Here is an 18418-nt window from a genome sequence, read left to right as displayed (position 1 = left end):
AAATTCAAGTCAGATTCTGACTTGTCAGATTCTGATCCCCAGAAGCGGCCACCAGAGGCGGGCGGTCGCCATCAGGGCGAGCCAGGAGATCAGATCCATCAAGAGGGCGGGGAGGACAATATCCTTGATCCGGAAATACCCGCCGGAAAAGGCGAGTGCCATAGCCGGGGTGCTGATCGGGAGGGCATAGCCGAGTCCGGCGGCCGAGGCGACGGTGTAAACAATGATCTTTGGGTCGATCCCGACGGTGGGGGCGATCGAGAGCCCCAGCGGCACAAGAATCGCCACCACAGCCGAATTGCTCAACGCCTCCGTCAAGAGGAGAGAGACGAGTGAAAGGAGGGAGACCAGAAGCCATGGGGAGCCGAGGTGCGGAAGGACCTGGGTTTTGACCAGCCAGAGACCGGCGCCGGTTGAGTTCAAGATTGTACTGAGGCCGATGGCGCCGCCGTACATCAGGATAATTCCCCAATCCACATTTTCCTCCAGGTCTTTCCACTCCACCACCCGGAACATGAAGAGGAGGACAACCACCAGGATTGAAATCGTGGCCATCCCAAACCGGTTCCCCCAGAGGGTCCATCCGACGATCGCCCCGACCACGAGAAGCGCCAGGAATTTCTCCTCCAGAAGCGGACGGCCGCATTCGCGGAGCTTGGTGGTGATCAAGTCATCGGCGTTGGCCACGGAATCAACATCAATAGTATAAAAACGGGTCAAGACAAGATACCCGGCAAGAAAGGTGATCAGGACGACCGGAAGGACCGCCGAGGTCCATTGGAGGAAGGTGATGGTCTCCTGTCCCGCTTCCTGTAGCATCCCGACCGCCAGCGGGACGCGTCCCCCTCCGAGCATCGTGGCAATTCCGCCGATGATGCACCCCCAGGCCATCGCCAGAAAGAGGAGTCTCCCGTAGGAGCCACCGTAGGGGATGAACTGGAGTGTCCGGGTGATGACGAGGATCAGGGGAAACATCATTGCCGCCACCGCGTGCTCGCTCATCACAAAGGAGAGGAGGGCTGACGCCGCCATGATTTGCAGGAGGAGTCTTTTGGGGGAGTGACCGGCGCTCCGGAGAAGGAGGAGGGCGATCCGGGTCGAGAGCCCTGATTTCAGCAAAGCCGCCGCGAGGATGAAAACGCCCAGGATAAAAAAGACAGGCTCCGAACCGAAAAAACTAAAGGCCTGTTTCGCCGGCATCACCCCCATCAGGACCGGGGCGATCAGGGAAAAAAGGCCGGTGATCGGGAGCGGGAGGAGGTGAAAGACCCAGAGGACAAGACAGGCCAGAAAGACCACCAGCGCCCGGAACCCCTCGAGCGAAAGTCCTTCGGGGGGAGGGGATTGATAAAAATGGTACAGGCCATACCCGAGGAGGAGATAGACCGGGAAACGCCACCAGCGGGAGGCGATGACGACCGGGAGTGGGCGCGTATCGATCTTGACCTTCATGGGGCCGGGACCTCCCGGACCCTCAAGTGCCTCCGGAGACTGGCCAGCCCCAGCGTGACAATCCTTCCGAGCGAGGTCTCGTAAAAATTCTGGAGCGCCAGGGGATAACGGGCCGGTTGATCTGAGAGAAAACGCCCTTCCAGCGGCGTTAGGATGACATCTCTCTGCTGAACCCAGTGGGGGTTCAGACCGGTTTGGGTCAGTTTTTCGAAGAGGCGGGCGTAGAGTCCTTGAATCTCCTGCGGGGTGATTTTCCACCGGGAGGAGAGCGGGCTTCCGTCAAGGGGGGGGAAGTAGACAAGGATCGGCACAACCCCTTTGCCGATCAGGAGGTCGATCCTCTTTTGAGTCTCTTCCAACGGTTCGAATCCGATCACCAGGTGGGAGAGAACCGCCCCTGCAGGGAAGATTTTGGCGGCCTGCTCGAGTGCCTTCCAGTGAAGGTCCCTCTGTTCCTGGAAGGTGGCCGGCCGGGTCTCATCCGGATTGAAAAAATCCAGGTCGTAGTAAAGGGCATCCACGCCAATGGCATAGGTTTTGTCGATCCATTCGAGGGAGCGGGGGAGGGCCAGGTCGAGGGAGATGAGGATGTGGAGATGTTTCCGCAGTTCGACAACCCAGGGGGTGAGCCATTCGACACCACCGTCGTCTGAGGTGACACGTCCCGAAGAGAGGTTCACAAAATCGCACCGTTTTTCCTCAAGCACCATTTCAATCGCCTCGACAAGGTCTTTCTTGGTGAAGGGAGGGTGTTCATTGAGGGCCTTGGTCGAACCGCAGTAGCGGCAGGAGAGGCCGCTCAAGCCAAATCGGCAGGGCCCTTTGGGGTGGACGGCAATCAACCCTCCGTGGACTGTGAGGATTTCCTTGATGGCAAGACCGGAAGAGGTTTTTTTCTCATACGCCTTGAGGGGAGGGGTCCACTGCACCGGAATGGTCTCCCCATTTTTTTCGAGAAAGAAGCGGTTATTCCTGTTGTGGAGGGAGTAGGGGGATCTCTCCTGGAGGTGGATGCTGACCGCCAGTTTTTCGGGAAGGGTGAGATGCACCAGACCGAAAGGGTTTGCCAGCGGCTGGAAAAGACCCTCACCCGGCCGGATCCCATAGGCCATCAACTCCAACTTCAGGACCGCTGGATTCATCGGGCCTGGCCGCCGGCAATGGCCGGGATGATGGAGACCTCATCCCCCTCCTTGACCGGTGTCGTTTCTCCCTTCAGGAAGCGGACATCTTCGTTGTTCACATAAAAGTTGATGAACCGACGAAGCGTCCCTTTTTCGTCATAGAGTCTTTCCTGGATTCCGGGAAACTGCCGGTCAAGATCGGCCAATACTTCCTTGACACTCGTTCCTTTGGCCAAAACCTCTCCTTTATTGCCGGTCAGCTTTTGCAACGGTGTAGGGACTCGAACCTTGATACCCATGATAGAATCCTCCTTTTAATTTTGGACAAATAGTTTCTTTGACTCATCCCAACAATACTCTTTCATCTCCTGGAACTTCCCTTTTGAGACGGAAACAACAATATAACTCACTCCCGGAATCATCGGTTCCCCCCACGGGGCGGCGACGAGGCTGTCTTCCTCCGAAAAATAGGCCTCATGATCGGTATGCGAGTGCATGATCCCCTTGATCTCTAACTCCTGTGCGGTAGCACCGTCAAAGATTTTTTGCTGTTGGGCCGGATCCATGAGGTAGGCGGTCCTGGCGGTCCGGGGGTAGGTTTCCGGGTGCCGGGCATGCATTTCATCGTAAATATTGCGGCAAGGATAGTAGTGGCTCGCGGTCTTCTCATTTTTGGAACCAACCAGCAGGCCGCAGGTCTCATTGGGATATCCTTGTTCGGCATGACGGATGATTTGGTTCCAAACAGGATGGGGGATAGTCAACATATCATTCCCCCAAATACCGGCTGCCATGATCCGGGAAAAGGGTGACGATCTGCCCCTCCTTGAGGGTCTCGGCAATCTTCAAGGCCCCCAGCATTGCCGCCCCTGAGGAATGACCGACGACAAGCCCTTCTTCTTTGGCCAATTGCAGGCAGAGTTCATAAGCAGGTTCCGTCGGCAAGAGAAACTTTCCATCCAGCTCCTTTTCCTTGTAGATGCCGGGGACGATCGCCGATTCCATATGTTTGAGCCCCTCCAGCCCATGCAGGGCATGATCCGGTTCCACGGCGAATATTTTTACTTTTTTATTGTAGTCCTTGAGGCGTCGTCCCGTCCCCATGATCGTACCGCTGGTTCCGATGCCGGCGACAAAGTGCGTTACCCCTCCTTCCGTCTCTTCCCAGATCTCAACACCGGTGGTTTCATAGTGGGCCTGGGGATTGACCGGATTGTTGTACTGATCCGGCATGAAATAGTCCCTTTTGTGTTCCGTGTAGATTTTTTTGGCCAAACGGATCGCCCCGTCGGAACCTTCCATCGGGGAGGAGTAGGTGATCTTCGCGCCGCAGGCGGTAACCATCTCCCTCCGTTGCCGGCTGACATTCTCAGGCATGACCAATTCTGCTTTGTAGCCGAGGGCCGCTCCGATCCAGGCGTAGGCGATGCCGGTATTGCCGGAGGTGGCATCGATAATTGTTTTGTCCCGGGTCAGGAGTCCTCTGCGGATCCCCTCCCGCAACATCTTCAAGGCAGGGCGGTCCTTGACAGAACCGCCCGGATTGAAATATTCCACCTTGGCGAAAATTTTCACCTTTCCTTCACGGACCGCCTTGATGCCCTGCCCCAACTTTCGGATCCGAACAAGGGGTGTCCCCCCGACACGTTCTGTGATCGATTCAAGCTTCATCATGGAAGTTAAGACTCCACCACTGTCATCTCGATCGGTTCCACCTTGAGTCCCCGTTTTTTAAAATAGGCGAAGGCCTTCTGGATCTTTTCCTCAGGTCCTTCCATCTCCACCGCCATCAGGCCGATCTTCTCGGAAACCGAGGCGGACCGGATATTGAACCGGACCTTGTAATGGTCGTACATGTCGCAGATGATCGCCTCCTTCGTCTGGGAGGCCGGGAAGGTCAGGTAAACCTTCCGTCGAACCGTTTTTTTTGTTTTCATAGCCCACTCCCTCCTTGTTTAAAGCTGTTTGTAGAGCCGGTCAAATTCGTCAATCGTCGGGCCGATCAGGTACGGTTTCCCTATTTTCCCAGCCACCGCCTCCTGGGTCTTGAGACCGTTGCCGGTGATGCAGAGGGCCAGCGACTCCTCCTTTTTGATCCGTCCCTGGCGGATCAGTTTTTGGGCAACCCCCAAGGTAACCCCTCCCGCCGTTTCGGCAAAAACCCCTTCGGTTTCGGCGAGCAGTTTCATCGAGGCGACAATTTCCTCATCGGTCACATCTTCTCCCCAGCCGCCGGAATCCCGCATCGCCTGCATGGCGTAGAAACCATCGGCTGGGTTGCCGATCGCGAGTGACTTGCAGATTGTATTCGGCCGGACCGGTTTGAAGAGGGTTGCCCCCTCCTTGACCGCGGTAGTGATCGGGGCGCAACCGCTCGCCTGGGCCCCGAAGACCCGGGTAGGGGTGTCTGGCGTGAAACCAAGATTGTGAAATTCATGGATCGCCTTCCAAATCTTGGTGATGAGGGAACCTCCGGCCATCGGGACAACGATGTTGTCCGGCACCTTCCAGCCGAGCTGTTCCATCAGTTCATAGGCAAGGGTTTTCGACCCCTCTGCGTAATAGGGACGGATGTTGATATTGACAAAGGCCCAGTGGTATTTGGCACCGATTTCACTGCAGAGCCGGTTGACCTCATCATAGGTCCCCTTGATGCCGATCAGATGGGTTCCGTAGATCATCGTTCCCAGGATTTTCCCCTGTTCCAGGTCATGGGGGATAAAGATGTAGCTGGCAAGGCAGGCGGCGGCAGCGTTGGCGGCGACGGAATTGGCCAGATTTCCGGTGGAGGCGCAGGCGACCGTTTTGTAATTAAACTCCTTGGCCTTGGAGAGGGCCACAGAGACCACCCTGTCTTTAAAGGAGAGGGTGGGGAAGTTGACGGCATCATTTTTGATATAAACCGCTCTCATCTTGAGGGCCCGGGCCAGATTGGGGGCCTTGATCAAGGGGGTAAAACCGACCTGCCGGCCGACCGTCGGCTCCCCGTCAATTGGCAGGAGTTCCCGGTACCGCCACATGTTCTGTTCGCGTCCTTCGATGACCTTCCGGGTCAACTCTTTCCGGATGGCGTCGTAGTTGTAGGAAACTTCCAGGGGACCAAAGCAGTACTCACACACATGGATCGGTTCTTTGGGGTATTCCGTGTGGCACTCGCGACATTTGAGACCCTTCGTGAAGCTCATGGAAGGCCTAACAGACTACTGACAAGAGGCCTCTTTTGTAAAGGCTGTATTTTCTTCAAAAAATATGCGATAGAGGAAGGGTCCGACCATGCGGAAGAACCTCCTTTGTCTCTTTTTTATAATTCTTCCCACACTCCTTTATGGAGCGACGTTTGATCCTTCTCTCCGTTGGTCCACCCTGAAGACGGACCACTTTGCCATCCATTTTCATGAAGGGGAGGAGGCTCTCTCCCAAAGGGCGGCCTCTTTATTGGAAGAGGCGTATCAACAGTTGGGAGCGATCTTTGGGGTCTATCCCTGGGGGAAAACGCAGGTTGTCATCGTGGACAATCATGACCAGGCCAACGGCTTTGCCACGGTCCTCCCTTATAACAGCATCCTCCTTCGGGTGGTTCCCCCTTCGCCGGAGACGGCGCTGGGGTATTATGACGACTGGCTGAAGGAGCTCGTCTTTCACGAGTACACCCATATCCTGCACCTGAACGATGTTGGGGCCCCGATGAAGGGGTTGAAGTTTCTCTTCGGCAAGATGATTGCGCCCAACGGTCTGACTCCCACCTGGGTTGCCGAAGGGATCGCCTCTTTTTTTGAGACCGAGATGACCGGGGCGGGGCGGGGGCGGGCCAGTTTTTCCGAGATGCTTCTCCGGACCGACACCCTCCACGGGAAGTTCCTGAACCTCGACCAGATGGCCGGGACCCAGTATGACTGGCCCGGGTACCTGGCGGGATACCTCTATGGGGTGAAATTCTGGCAGTTCCTTTCCGACAAACAGGGGAAAGATAAATTAATCAAATTCTCCCACAAGTACGGCGCCTCCCCCCTCTTTTTTGGTCTCAGCAACAAGGCCTGGCGTGCGTACGGCAAGACGTTCCGCACCCTTTGGCGAGAATGGAAGGCAGAATTGGAGAAGAAGTATGCCGACCAGAAAAAAATCCTGGAGGCCGAGGGTCTGCGAGAAGGGGAACCGGTTGTCACCGGGAAAGACAGTTATCTCCATCCCTCCCCCTCTCCGGATGGTCAGAGCCTTATTTACCTGGAGGAGTCGGTCCATCGGGCCCCCTCCATCCAGAGTCTCGTTTTGGCAACGGGGGAAAAAAAGAGGGTGGTGTTAAAAAAGAGCGCCTCCGGATTTCGTTTTGAGCCGTCAGGCCGGAGGGTTGTCTTTTCGAGTCAGGGGCTGGTGAAGCGGTATTCCTATTTTGAAGATCTCCATACGATTGACCTCGAGACCGGGAAATCGGAACAGCTCACTCAAGGAAAAAGGGGAAGGGATCCCGATTTTTCACCGGACGGCAAGAGACTCGTTTTTGTTGTTCAGGAAACAGGGCGTTCTTCTCTCGCTTTTTATGACCTGGCCTCAAAAGAGACAGCTATTATCTATGAAGGACAGATGGCAGAACAACTGGACACCCCCCGTTTTTCTCCTGACGGCAAGCGGGTGGCTCTCTCTATCTGGAAGGGTGGTTCACCCAAGAGGGGAAAAAGGGACATTGCCATTTTTGATACAGATAAGAAAATTTTTTCGCCGGTGACGGATGATCCCGCGATGGAGACCGGTCCGGTTTGGGACCCTGACGGTTCTTCGCTCTATTTTTCTTCTGACCGGAGCGGGATTGCCAATATCTACCGGCACACGTTCAAGACGAAGAAAACGGAAAAAATCACAAACGTTTTGACAGGTGCCTTCTCACCGACAGTTTCCGCAGACGCGAAGAGTCTTTATTTCCAGTATTACCATGGACGGGGGTATGAGATACGGAAAATCGCTCTAGGAGAAAGTAGGGACGGGTTGATCGGCAGCTCTCGCAGGCCCGATTCACGAAAGCCTTCTAAGGACAATCGGGCCGAGAGTGCAGATAACGGTTTCGCGGCATTTGAGCGAAACCGATTATCGGTGCCAGACAACCCGTCCCTACTTTCTCCACCCAAACCCTATTCCCCCTGGGGCCCCTCCCTCCTGCCGCACTACATCATGCCGAACGCCCTCTATCTGGACGGTTCACTCTTTGTGTCGGCGATGATCGGTTCTCATGATCCCTTGGAGCGGCATTTCTGGTTCGGGGGGCCGACCTACCGGACCGATGCCCGATTTATCGGGTTTAACGCCGATTATTTCTACAACCGCTGGACCCCCTCGTTTTTTACCGGGGCCTCGCGGTATGCGGTCAATTACGGGGATATTTTCAGGATCGGGTCCGACTATTTTGAACAACGCTGGCGCGGACACAGTGGGATCCGGATCCCTCTGGATGGTGCGGGATCGCACCGGACCTCGGTCTCCTACTTTTTTGAGGGTCGGGACAACCTCTCCACAATCCCGACAGGGACGGCGGTCCCGACGGAGGGAAGGTATGCCGGCCTCCACTTCCAGTACAATTGGGATACGCGGGGACAAAAATTTTATCCGGCCTCCATCAGCCCGGAGGGGGGACATCGCCTCAACATGAATTTTATGTTGACCGATGAGGTCCTGGGTTCCAAGGCTGGCCTGGAACAACAGCTCTTTTGGGGGGAGGAGCGGCTTTTTCTCCCCCTCCCGTGGCAACACCATGTGATAGCCCTTCGGTCGGCCGGTGGCATCGCCCTGGGGGACCAACTTTTTCAGGGCAACTTTGGCCTTGGTGGGGCGATCGGTGAGGGGTTTCTGACCGGCACCTCCAGTCGTGTCTTTTCCCTCCGCGGCCTTCCCCTCGTGACCTTTTCCCGTGACCGGGCGATGGTTATCTCGGCAGAATACAGGGTCCCGCTCTTTCGTCTCCAGAGGGGGCTGGGGACCTTGCCGCTTTTTCTCAATAGTGCCCACCTGGGACTCTTTGCCGATTATGGAGATGCCTGGAACAAGGATCAAAAAACAGGCGGTTTTGTCGATTTCTTCAAGGACTTCCTCCTGGGGGTCGGTGCCGAACTCCGGGGAGACTTTGTCATCGGGTATCATATCCCGGTGACCGGCCGGTTGGGGTATGGGATTATTGTTGTCAATCAGGCCCGCGTCGCCGGCCTGACCGATCCGATTCTGGGCAGTAATATCAAGAATGGCGTTTTGATTCTGGAACTGGGGACCTCATTTTAATAATTCATTTTGGCACTTCTTAAGGGGGTGGGGGTGCCGCCGACCAGTTTCCTGAACTCCTCGGGGTCGGTAGCGTGGCCTTTCGCCTCTTCGAGGGAGACAACCCCTTTCTTGACCAGTTGGGCCAACGCCTGATTCATCGTTTGCATCCCGGATTCCGCTTGGCCAACCTGCATCGTTGCCGGGATCTGATGACTCTTGTCTTCACGGATCAGGTTCCTGACGGCAGAATTGGGGATCAGGATTTCCATTGCCAGGATCCGGCCTCCGCCGATCTTCGGAAGAAGAGTCTCTGTTAAAACCGCCTCCAGGATAAAGGAGAGCTGGGTCCTGACCTGTGCCTGTTGATGAGGGGGGAAGACGTCAATGATCCTGTTGATCGCCTGGGCCGCGGTATTGGTATGGAGAGTGGCAAAGACAAGATGCCCTGTTTCTGCGGTGGTGATGGCGGCGGCGATGGTTTCCAGATCCCTCATCTCCCCGATCAGGATCACATCGGGGTCCTGACGGAGGATGTACTTCAGGGCTGTCTTAAAATCCTCCGTGTCCTGACCGATCTCCCTCTGATTCACGAGCCCTTTTTTGTGGGGGTGGAGGTACTCAATGGGATCTTCGATGGTCATGATATGATCGTGCCTTGTTTCATTGATAGATTCGATCATGGAGGCGATCGTTGTCGATTTGCCGGAACCGGTCGGGCCGGTGACGAGGATGAGGCCGTGCGGTTTGGAGATCAGTTGTTGCACAACAGCCGGGAGACCGATCTCCTCCATCGAGGGAATTTTAGCCGGGATCCTCCTCAAGGCCGCGGCGAGATTCCCTTGATCGTGGTAAAGATTGGCCCTGATCCGGGAGGCCCCCATGGAAAATGAAAAATCGAGCTCATTCCTCGTTTCAAGATCCTTTTTTTGTTTTGGCGTTAACAGGGAGTGGCAAAGATCTTTCACGGAATCCGGTGTGAGCACCGGTGCTTCTAGCGGGACAAGATGACCGTCAATCCGAATCTGCGGCGGACTCCCCACCACAAGATGGAGGTCCGACCCCCTTTTTTCTTCAAGGAGGGTGAAGAGCTCAGCCGAGGTGGGAAGAGAAGCCATCTCCCTGAATGATAACATGAAAGAAAGAGACCAGCCAACCTTAATTGACCTGTCCCTTGAGTTCCAGTATAATAACCTATTGAAACTCCGGTAATTTTTAAAATGCAGACCGAACCGAGCTACAAGATGTTGGATGGGATGGGGGGGGACCTGGTGGTTGCCGGGCTCGTCACGCCGGAGCAGTTGGCCGTTGCCAAGGTCAGTCAGGAAGACCTGGGGGTCGATTTGGCCCAGATCCTTATCCAAAAAAAATTCGTTACCGAAGAACAGATCCTCCAATTTCTCAGCCAGGCACTCCATATCCCCTTTGTCTCTCTCGCGGAGACAACAATTTATCCGGAGACGGTCAAGAGGGTCCCGCTCGCCTTGGCCAAACGTTATACCGTTTTCCCCCTCCGTCAGGATGGGGAGAAAATTGTTGTGGCGATGGCCAATCCTTTGGAACTGGCCGCCTTGGATGACCTGAAGGCGGTTCTCCATGCGGAGGTTGACCCTGTTCTCTCTTCCAGGGGGGAAATCCTGGAGGCGATAGACCACTACTACTCCAGCGACTGGCGGCGGGAGGCCTCTGAAAAAGGCGATTCGCCCAAGGGTGTGTCACACAATGGTGTGTCACCCAAGGGCGATTCGCCCAAGGGTGTGTCACACAATGGTGTGCCACCCAAGGGATTGTCGGATCTGGAGGTCATCGGGATTGGAGATGATGAGGGGATGACCGGTCTCTCTGAAAAATTACAGGAGATCGCCTCCGGGCCAAAAATTGTGGCCTCTGTCAACCAGATGATCAGTCGTGCCTATTCCGAACGGGCGAGCGATATTCATATCGAACCGGTACAGGATTCGCTCCGGGTCCGTTACCGGATTGACGGTTTTCTGGAAGAGAAACAAGTCCTGCCCCGTCCGATGCATCTCCCGATTATTTCACGAATCAAGATCATGGCCGGCCTTGATATCGCCGAAAGGAGGATCCCCCAGGATGGCCGGATCCGCATCAGTCTCCTGGGGAACAGACTGGACTTAAGGGTCTCCACCTACCCGACAACCAAAGGGGAAAAGGTGGCGATCCGGCTCCTCTCCAAGGAGAATCTGATCACCATTGAGGACCTCGGTTTTAGCGAGAAGGACCGGAAACTTTTTTCGGAACTGGTCGCCAAGAGTTATGGGCTTTTTCTGGTCACAGGGCCAACAGGATCCGGCAAGTCGACGACCCTCTATGGGGGTCTCTTGCGAATCAATTCCCCGGAAAAAAATATCGTTTCCATTGAGGACCCTGTGGAAAGCGAGATTCCGGGGGTCAATCAAGCCCAGGTCAACCCGAAGGCGGGGATCACCTTTGCCACCGCCCTCAGGGCTATTTTGCGTCAGGATCCGAACGTGGTGATGATCGGAGAGATTCGTGACGCCGAAACAGCGGACATTGCGGTGAGAGCCGCGATGACAGGGCATATGGTCCTCTCGACACTCCATACCAATACGGCGTCGGGGGCCTTGTCGCGGCTTCTGGATCTGGGGGTCGAATCCTTCCTCCTCTCTTCGGCCCTTGTCGGTATCCTGAATCAACGGCTGGTCCGGAGAATCTGCACCCATTGTCGTGAAGAGGTTTCAATAGACAAAACCCGTTTAGGCCCCTGGGTCAAGCTTGTGAAAACAGCGTTTCGGGGGCAGGGGTGTTCCCATTGCCGGATGACCGGTTACAAGGGGAGGGTTGGCCTCTTCGAACTGGCACCGATCAATGATGTTATCAGAGACCTCATTTATCGCAAGGCCTCCGATACGGAAGTCAGGGACCAACTCCGCAAGATGGGGGTGAAGGATATCCGCGAGGATGGCTTTGAAAAGGTCAATGCGGGGATGACAACCCTTGAGGAGGTTTTGAGGGTCACCGAGGAGGTGGTGTGACCGTCTCTGATTTTACCTATCGGGCGAGAGACCCTCGCGGCCTCCTGATCGTTGGGCAGGCCAAGGCCGAGAGCCGGGAGGAACTGGAATCAAAACTGGCCTCCCAGGGGCTGATCCCGATCCAGGTCAGGAAGAGGAGTCTGAGGTTACCCTTGGGTGATTTACCCTTCCGCTTTGAAAAAGCCAAATTGTGGGATCTGATCTGGAACCTGATTTATCGTGTCAGCCTTGAAGAGTTGATTGTCTTTACCCGGCAACTCCAGATGCTGGTCAAGGTCGGGATGGGGATGGAGGAGATTTTTGGGATTCTGATCGGCCAGACAAAAAACAAAAAGCTGAAAGCCGCCCTTTCCCAGATCCAGACCGATGTCCAGGCCGGGTCATCTCTCTCCAAGGCATTGTCCAGACACCCAAGGGTCTTCAATGAGGTTTATGTCAACATGATCATGGCCGGTGAGGAGGCGGGACTTCTGGATAAAGTCCTGCTGGATCTCACGACCTTGCTGATGAAAGAAAATGAAATCCGGTCGGGGGTCAAATCGGCGCTCCTTTACCCGAAGATCGTTTTTGGGGCGTTGGTGCTGGCTATTGTGGTCTTGATGATAGCCGTTGTCCCCAGGTTTGCCCAATTCTATGCGACCTACAAGGCAGAACTCCCACTGGTGACCCGTTTGTTGATCGGGGCCAGCAACTTTGTCACCGAATACTGGGCCCTGGCACTTCTCATCACCGGTGTCGGCCTTTTCCTCTTTTATCGTTATAAAAGGACGGCCAAGGGACGACTCACCCTCGACCGTCTCCGGCTCAAACTGCCGATTTTCGGCCCCCTGCACCTGAAGATTGCCAGCTCCCGCTTTGGTCATATCTTTGCGGCCCTCTACCGGAGCGGTCTCTCAGTCACAAGGGCCCTGGAAGTAGTCGGGGGGACCCTGGATAACCACCTCATCTCGAGAGAGATCCTCAACCTGAAGAGTGAGATCGCCATCGGAAAGACCCTCTCCGAGGCGATGAAAAAATCCCCTTATTTTTCAACAATTTTTATTGAGACCACCGCCGTCGGTGAAAAGGCAGGGGCCTTGGATGAGATGCTGGAGGGGTTGTCAGCCCACGATGATATAGAAATAGCCTATACAATCAAGAACTTAACAACTCTTTTGGAGCCGATGATGCTGGTCTTTATCTTTGGGGCGGTCGCCTTTCTGGCCCTCTCCATCTTCCTCCCGATCTGGAACCTCTCGTCAGTAGTCCTCCCGCATTAAAATAGCAATAAATTGACAATATTTAATAACCCATCTATAATTTCAAATTGATAAGGAGGTGTGTATGAATAGACTTGTCTCAGGGCGTAGGCGACGTGAGAAGGGGTTTACGCTGATTGAGTTAGTCCTGGTGATCGCTATCCTCGGGATCTTGGCGGTAGCGGCCCTTCCCTCGTTCATCAATATCGTAGGGAATGCCGAGACCTCAGCCCGGGACGGTGTTGTGGGTGCGGTCAGGGCGGGGATTGCCAATCAACGGGCGCTGAACGTGGCCCAGGGTGGTGCGGGAAACCCCCCGGCGACACTTGATCCAGCCGGTAATGCCGCCTGTGGTACGGCAAACCGTTGTTTCACCGGCGTCCTGCAGCAGGGGGTTGAGGATGGGCGGTGGGCCAAGAATGGGCTCGCCTACACCTATACCCCAACAGGGGGCGGTGCGGCCGTTACCTTCACCTACACCGCGGCGACAGGGACCTTCCAGTAAGAGAAGGGGGTGATCCAAGGGTATGACCTCAAGGCCTCGAAAGATGTCGGGGTTTACCCTGATCGAGCTGGTCCTGATCCTCTTTCTGGTCTCCCTCCTGGCCCTCGTTGTTGAGATCCCGACCCTTTCCAATCAGCAGGCCTTGCAATCGGCGGCCCTGAAGGTCCGGATGGATCTTCGCAAAACCCAGCAACTGGCGATGACCAGCGGGGTCAACTGCGGGATCAATTTTTTTCAGGATGGGACTTATACGGTCTATCAGGGGGGGGTTGGGGTTGCGGCGATCGATCCCCTGACGGGGGGTCCTTATCAGGAGAACCTCCCGGTCCGCTTCAGGAACGTCTCCATCCAGTCCCCCTATCAGGTCGAATTTGATCCGGTAGGCCGCCCGGTGATCGGCGGCGGCGGGACGTTGACCCTTCTGAATGGAGGGACAACCAGGCCAGTCCAGATTATTGCCAATACGGGGGCGATTAATCTGCCATGAAATTAACAGGCCCGAAATCAGCTGGTTTCACCTTCATCGAGGCGATATTGGTCGTTGTGATTCTGGGGTTTGGCCTTGTCGGCCTGATGACCCTCTATTCGAACATTTTTACAACCTCTGTTGTCACCGACCAGACCCTGACGGCGACCTACCTCGCCAATGAAAAATTAGAAGAGCTGATTGCCCAGAGGGAGTTGAACGGTTATGCCTCCCTGGCTACTGGGACAACAACGGAGTCACCGGTTGCCAGCTTCCCCAATTTCAACCGGACGACGGTGGTCAGTTTTATCACCCCTTCCGGAAACAGCTTTATCCCTTCAGGAGTCGATGTCGGTTACAAACAGATTGCCGTGACGGTGACCGGTTTTGGCCAGAGCCGTCTGGTTCTCACCTTTGTGACTAATTGGGTGCCTCTATGAGAAAAAGGGGGAATCAGGGATTTGGGTTATTGGAGACCATTCTGGTGATCGCCGTCATTTCCGCAATTTTTGCGGTGACCGCCGAACTCCTCCTCCGCGGGTTATCTGCCTACCAGCTGGTCAGTTCCCGTCAGGATATCCTTGAACGGGCAGAGCTGGCGATGGATCGGATGGTCCGCGAAATCCGTTTATTGGGGATCTCCAGTTTTCAGGGTCCCCTCGGTGGGACAACCCTCACCTTCAGGGACACCACCGGCACCGTGACCAATTTCTCCCTGAATGGTAATACCCTTTCCCGAGGCAACGATTCCCTGGCGACAGGGATCTTTAGTCTCAGTTTCAGTTATTGGGACAAGAACGGGAATTCAACCAATGCCGTATCCAAAGTGCGGAGGGTTGCCATTGGCTTGACACTGATGCCGAATGACAGTCAGACCAATAATATAACCCTGCGGTCTCAGGTTTTTCCGAGGAACTTTGTTTATGGGAATTTTCAATAACGAGCGTGGTGTTTCAATCATCGCGGCCGCCGTGACCCTGGCAATCCTCAGCCTCTTTGGTCTGGTGGTCAACTATACCCTGGTTCATAACAGTTCCCTGGTGACCAATGCGGTGCAGTACGACGAGGCCTTTTATATTACGCAGGCCGGCATTGAGTATGGTCTGAAAAAGGTGGGGATGGGGCAGTCTCCGGTAGTCAACCCGCCGGGACTCACCTTTGGCAACGGTTCTTTCACCATCGGGCAGAGTGGCAGTCTGATGACGGTGACCGGGACGGTGGGGACGCGCACCAGTATTCATACCGTTCAGATTGTCACCCAGGCGGATTGTGCCGCACTGGATGTTGAGGATGCCGAATGGAAAAACGGTCAAAATTTGATCCAGCATGTTACTGTTGAAAAAGAATGTTCCGAGCTTTCACAGATTGTAATTGATAAGGTGATCGTGGAGTGGACCTTGCCGCAATCTTCCGAGCATCTGACGAACATCAAGATTGAGAATACGAACAATTCCTTTTTACCAACGGGGATTCAATCCGGCGGATTGGCCGAGCTGGTTGACGAAGCGATCACCGGGGGAGGTCGTGCCATTTTTAACGAGATTGGGTTTGACACCGATCTTCGGGGAAGAACCTTTACACTCACCGTGGTGATGGCGGATGAATCAATGCTGACCGGAACGTTTCTGCCGGAGGATTAGGATTGTAACTCGGGGCAATTTCTATATCCTTCAAGAATTTCAGGATTCGCCAACGCCTCGGTGTTGGTGACCGGTTCTCCATGGATCAGGCGGGTGACTGCCAGTTCCACCTTCTTCCCGCTGATCGTGTAAGGGACCCCTCGAACAGCAATAATTTTTGCCGGGAGATGCCGGGGGGTTGTTGTCTCCCGGATCGTCTTTCTAATCTTCTCCTTTAAGGGATCATCGAGTTGGACCCCCTGGACTGGGACAACAAACAGGATGATCCTCACATCGTTTTGCCACCGTTGCCCGATCACAAGACTGTCGGCAACCTCGGGGATTGTTTCTACCTGACGGTAGATCTCGGCCGTTCCGATCCGAACACCCCCCGGGTTTAGCGTCGCATCGGAGCGCCCATAGACAATAATCCCTTTTTGAGGGGTAACCTCGATGAAATCACCGTGGTGCCAGACGCCGGGGAATTTCTCGAAATAGGCCCCTTGATACTTTTTCCCATCAGGATCGTTCCAGAAGAAGACTGGCATGGAGGGGAAAGGAGCGGTACAAACCAGTTCCCCCTTTTGACCGATGACGCCCTTCCCATTTTCGTCCCAGGCCTCGACCTTCATCCCGAGCCCCGGACACTGGATCTCGCCGGCATAGACTGGCAGACAAGGGTTCCCGAGCATGAAGCAGGAGATGATGTCGGTGCCGCCAGAGATAGAGGCTAAAAGCAGATCCTTTTTGATATTCTGATACACCCACTCAAAGTTTTCTACGGAGAGCGGTGAACCGGTGGAGAGGAGGGTTTTTAGTTTTTGTAAGGGCGTCCGCCTGAGGCGGACGCCCTTACTTTTTCCAGGGGTGATCCCGGCCTGTTGGCAGGCGGTTAAAAACTTGGGGCTTGTTCCAAAGATGGTTATTTTTTCCTGGTCTGCCATCTGCCAAAGGGCATCGAGATTGGGGAAAGAGGGGCTCCCATCATAGCAGACGATTGTAGCCCCAACGGCCATTGAACTGACAAGCCAGTTCCACATCATCCAGCCGCAGGTGGTGAAAAAGAAAATCGTATCCTCTCTTTTAAGATCGGTATGCAGGGCCAGCTCTTTGAGATGTTGCAGGAGTGTCCCGCCAGCCCCATGAACGAGGCACTTCGGTTTTCCAGTGGTCCCTGAAGAATACAGGATGTAAACCGGGTGATCGAAGGGGAGAGGGGTGAAATCGATTTCGACCGCCTTGTTATCGATAAATTCGTTCCATGACACAAATCCCCCCGTTCCCCCCTTTGTCAAAGGGGGATGAAGGGGGATTTTTTCCCCGACAAAGGGAATGACGATCGTTTTTTGTAGGGAGGAGAGTTTTGGAATAATGGTTTCCAAACGGGCCATGAGATCATGTCGTTTCCCGTTGTAGGTGTACCCATCGACCGTAAAAAGAACCTTTGGTCCGATTTGTTGAAACCGATCCAGAACCCCCTGCACCCCAAAGTCCGGGGAACAGGAGGACCAAATAGCCCCCAGACTGGTCGCGGCCAGCATCGCCACAATCGACTCCGCACAATTAGGAACATAGCCGGCTACACGGTCACCAGTTTTAACGCCGGCTTTTTTCAGGGCCGAGGCACACCGAGCCACTTTTTGATACAATTCCTTGTAAGTGATCGTTTTCCTCTCTCCACTCTCTTTGATGGCGATCAGGGCTATTTGGTCATCTCGGTAGCGGAGGAGGTTTTGTGCAAAGTTGAGCCGGGCACCAGGGAACCACTCCGGTCGGGGGACCCCCTTCAGGGGTCTCTTTTCCCCGATGACCTGTCGGTAGGGAGTGGACGCCTCAATTTTGAAAAATTGCCAGAGGGATTCCCAGAATGGAGCGGTCTCTATGACCGACCAGTGATGAAGCTCGGCGTAAGAACGGAATTTTAAGTTTTTTTCTTTATCAAGAAATTGAAGATAAGAGGTGAAGTTGCTTTTTTCGACTCTCTCAGCGGTTGGGGTCCAAAGGGGGGAGACCATGATGGCTGCTACGTTTATCATTAGTTAGAGTTTAGAGGCAAATAAAAATGTGTAGATTTTAGGCTTGTAATTAAATAGCCAATTGGCTATAGTTACTCAGATGCGGGTGTCGTTTTATCTTTCGGCTTCGGGGAGAAGTCCGGTTGAAGAGTTTATCTGGTCCCTTCCAAAACCGGATCAAGCCCGCTTCGCAGATGTCTATAACGGCATTCGGGAGTTTGGCCTTCACTGTCCACGGGTTACTTTCAAACAGCTTCGTGGGAAGCTCTGGGAGGTTAAGTTCCAGGCTTCGAGAGGAGGGTATCGCATCTGTTACGTTATGATCCAAGGGGATAGCATGGTGTGGCTTCATGCCTTTAAGAAAACGACACAGAAAACACCACTCCGCGATTTCGAACTCGCGGAGAGGCGATTAAAGGAGGTTTTATGAAACCAAGAAAACAAGCCTACAAGGTAGCAGATTCTTTTTTTGAGCGTCTGCTCAAAGATCCCGAAATTAGGTTTCACTATGAGGAAGAGCGGGCCAAGACGTCAATCGCTATGGTGGTTAAGGCGGTGCGCATCCGAGCCAGACTCACCCAAGCCCAGCTCGCCAGGAAGATCGGTACGACACAGAGTGTGATCGCGAGACTCGAGGGGGGTGGTGACTGCCGGGTTCCGTCGCTCTCCCTCCTAGCTCGTATTGCGGTAGCCTGTCACGGGGAGCTCGAATTCGGGTTTAAGTTCAAGAGGGCGGCTTAAAGTT

The 18418-nt window shown here is 54.5% G+C and carries 19 protein-coding genes; 10 read left to right on the top strand and 9 right to left on the bottom strand.

From position 1 onward, the window contains the following. Nucleotides 1-24 precede the first annotated feature (24 nt). From HYS22_04280 to HYS22_04250, 7 genes are read right to left on the bottom strand one after another with little or no spacing between them, the layout of a single operon-like run. Entirely contained in the window at nucleotides 25-1452 is a 1428-nt protein-coding gene (locus HYS22_04280) for a DASS family sodium-coupled anion symporter (GenBank protein ID MBI1909367.1), read from the bottom strand. Then, the gene (locus HYS22_04275) at nucleotides 1449-2594 is read right to left on the bottom strand and encodes a radical SAM protein (GenBank protein MBI1909366.1); all 1146 of its coding nucleotides are present in this window, start codon (nucleotides 2592-2594) and stop codon (nucleotides 1449-1451) included. The genes HYS22_04280 and HYS22_04275 overlap by 4 nt, the downstream gene beginning before the upstream one ends. Beyond that, nucleotides 2591-2875, bottom strand: coding sequence for a MoaD/ThiS family protein (locus HYS22_04270; protein ID MBI1909365.1), 285 nt, complete (start codon nucleotides 2873-2875; stop codon nucleotides 2591-2593). Before HYS22_04270 ends, HYS22_04275 begins: the two co-directional genes overlap by 4 nt. 15 nt (nucleotides 2876-2890) lie before the next feature. Next, on the bottom strand, nucleotides 2891-3343 hold the full coding sequence (locus HYS22_04265; GenBank protein MBI1909364.1) for a M67 family metallopeptidase: 453 nt from the start codon (nucleotides 3341-3343) through the stop codon (nucleotides 2891-2893). Between the two features lies 1 nt (nucleotide 3344). Continuing rightward, the gene (locus tag HYS22_04260) at nucleotides 3345-4247 is read right to left on the bottom strand and encodes a cysteine synthase family protein (GenBank protein ID MBI1909363.1); all 903 of its coding nucleotides are present in this window, start codon (nucleotides 4245-4247) and stop codon (nucleotides 3345-3347) included. 8 nt (nucleotides 4248-4255) lie between these two features. Next, nucleotides 4256-4513, bottom strand: coding sequence for an NIL domain-containing protein (locus tag HYS22_04255; protein ID MBI1909362.1), 258 nt, complete (start codon nucleotides 4511-4513; stop codon nucleotides 4256-4258). Between the two features lie 18 nt (nucleotides 4514-4531). Beyond that, nucleotides 4532-5761: a threonine synthase gene (locus tag HYS22_04250; protein MBI1909361.1), complete on the bottom strand. Its 1230-nt coding sequence runs from the start codon at nucleotides 5759-5761 to the stop codon at nucleotides 4532-4534. A gap of 88 nt (nucleotides 5762-5849) precedes the next feature. Here HYS22_04250 and HYS22_04245 point away from each other — a divergent pair, with 88 nt between their 5' ends. Beyond that, entirely contained in the window at nucleotides 5850-8834 is a 2985-nt protein-coding gene (locus HYS22_04245) for a PD40 domain-containing protein (GenBank protein ID MBI1909360.1), read from the top strand. Here HYS22_04245 and HYS22_04240 read toward each other — a convergent pair. Continuing rightward, nucleotides 8831-9931, bottom strand: coding sequence for a type IV pilus twitching motility protein PilT (locus HYS22_04240; GenBank protein MBI1909359.1), 1101 nt, complete (start codon nucleotides 9929-9931; stop codon nucleotides 8831-8833). The two genes, HYS22_04245 and HYS22_04240, sit on opposite strands and share 4 nt — an antisense overlap. A 102-nt stretch (nucleotides 9932-10033) precedes the next feature. Between HYS22_04240 and HYS22_04235 the strand changes: the two genes are divergently transcribed. From HYS22_04235 to HYS22_04205, 7 genes are all read left to right on the top strand, one after another. Next, a complete protein-coding gene (locus HYS22_04235; protein ID MBI1909358.1) occupies nucleotides 10034-11830 on the top strand; it encodes a type II/IV secretion system protein in 1797 nt (598 codons plus the stop codon). Beyond that, entirely contained in the window at nucleotides 11827-13089 is a 1263-nt protein-coding gene (locus tag HYS22_04230; GenBank protein ID MBI1909357.1) for a type II secretion system F family protein, read from the top strand. The genes HYS22_04235 and HYS22_04230 overlap by 4 nt, the downstream gene beginning before the upstream one ends. A gap of 64 nt (nucleotides 13090-13153) precedes the next feature. Next, nucleotides 13154-13573, top strand: a complete 420-nt coding sequence (locus tag HYS22_04225; protein ID MBI1909356.1) for a prepilin-type N-terminal cleavage/methylation domain-containing protein — start codon at nucleotides 13154-13156, stop codon at nucleotides 13571-13573. Nucleotides 13574-13595: 22 nt separating this feature from the next. Beyond that, on the top strand, nucleotides 13596-14060 hold the full coding sequence (locus HYS22_04220; protein ID MBI1909355.1) for a prepilin-type N-terminal cleavage/methylation domain-containing protein: 465 nt from the start codon (nucleotides 13596-13598) through the stop codon (nucleotides 14058-14060). Then, complete coding sequence (locus HYS22_04215) at nucleotides 14057-14479, top strand: prepilin-type N-terminal cleavage/methylation domain-containing protein (GenBank protein MBI1909354.1); 423 nt, start codon at nucleotides 14057-14059, stop codon at nucleotides 14477-14479. The genes HYS22_04220 and HYS22_04215 overlap by 4 nt, the downstream gene beginning before the upstream one ends. Continuing rightward, nucleotides 14476-14979, top strand: a complete 504-nt coding sequence (locus tag HYS22_04210; GenBank protein ID MBI1909353.1) for a hypothetical protein — start codon at nucleotides 14476-14478, stop codon at nucleotides 14977-14979. The genes HYS22_04215 and HYS22_04210 overlap by 4 nt, the downstream gene beginning before the upstream one ends. Then, the gene (locus tag HYS22_04205; GenBank protein ID MBI1909352.1) at nucleotides 14963-15679 is read left to right on the top strand and encodes a pilus assembly PilX N-terminal domain-containing protein; all 717 of its coding nucleotides are present in this window, start codon (nucleotides 14963-14965) and stop codon (nucleotides 15677-15679) included. Before HYS22_04210 ends, HYS22_04205 begins: the two co-directional genes overlap by 17 nt. Here the strand turns inward: HYS22_04205 and HYS22_04200 are convergent. Then, nucleotides 15676-17673 (bottom strand): acetoacetate--CoA ligase, encoded by a 1998-nt coding sequence (locus HYS22_04200; protein MBI1909351.1) that lies wholly within the window; start codon nucleotides 17671-17673, stop codon nucleotides 15676-15678. The genes HYS22_04205 and HYS22_04200 overlap by 4 nt on opposite strands. 106 nt (nucleotides 17674-17779) lie before the next feature. Here HYS22_04200 and HYS22_04195 point away from each other — a divergent pair, with 106 nt between their 5' ends. Continuing rightward, complete coding sequence (locus HYS22_04195) at nucleotides 17780-18103, top strand: type II toxin-antitoxin system RelE/ParE family toxin (protein MBI1909350.1); 324 nt, start codon at nucleotides 17780-17782, stop codon at nucleotides 18101-18103. Further along, on the top strand, nucleotides 18100-18414 hold the full coding sequence (locus HYS22_04190) for a helix-turn-helix transcriptional regulator (protein ID MBI1909349.1): 315 nt from the start codon (nucleotides 18100-18102) through the stop codon (nucleotides 18412-18414). The genes HYS22_04195 and HYS22_04190 overlap by 4 nt, the downstream gene beginning before the upstream one ends. The last annotated feature ends 4 nt before the right edge of the window (nucleotides 18415-18418 follow it).

The sequence above is a fragment of the Deltaproteobacteria bacterium genome, from assembly GCA_016177765.1.
Classification (GTDB): domain Bacteria; phylum UBA10199; class UBA10199; order JACPAL01; family JACOUP01; genus JACOUP01.
Note: the sequence above shows the minus strand (reverse complement) of the source record. Positions and strands in the feature narration are given on the sequence as shown.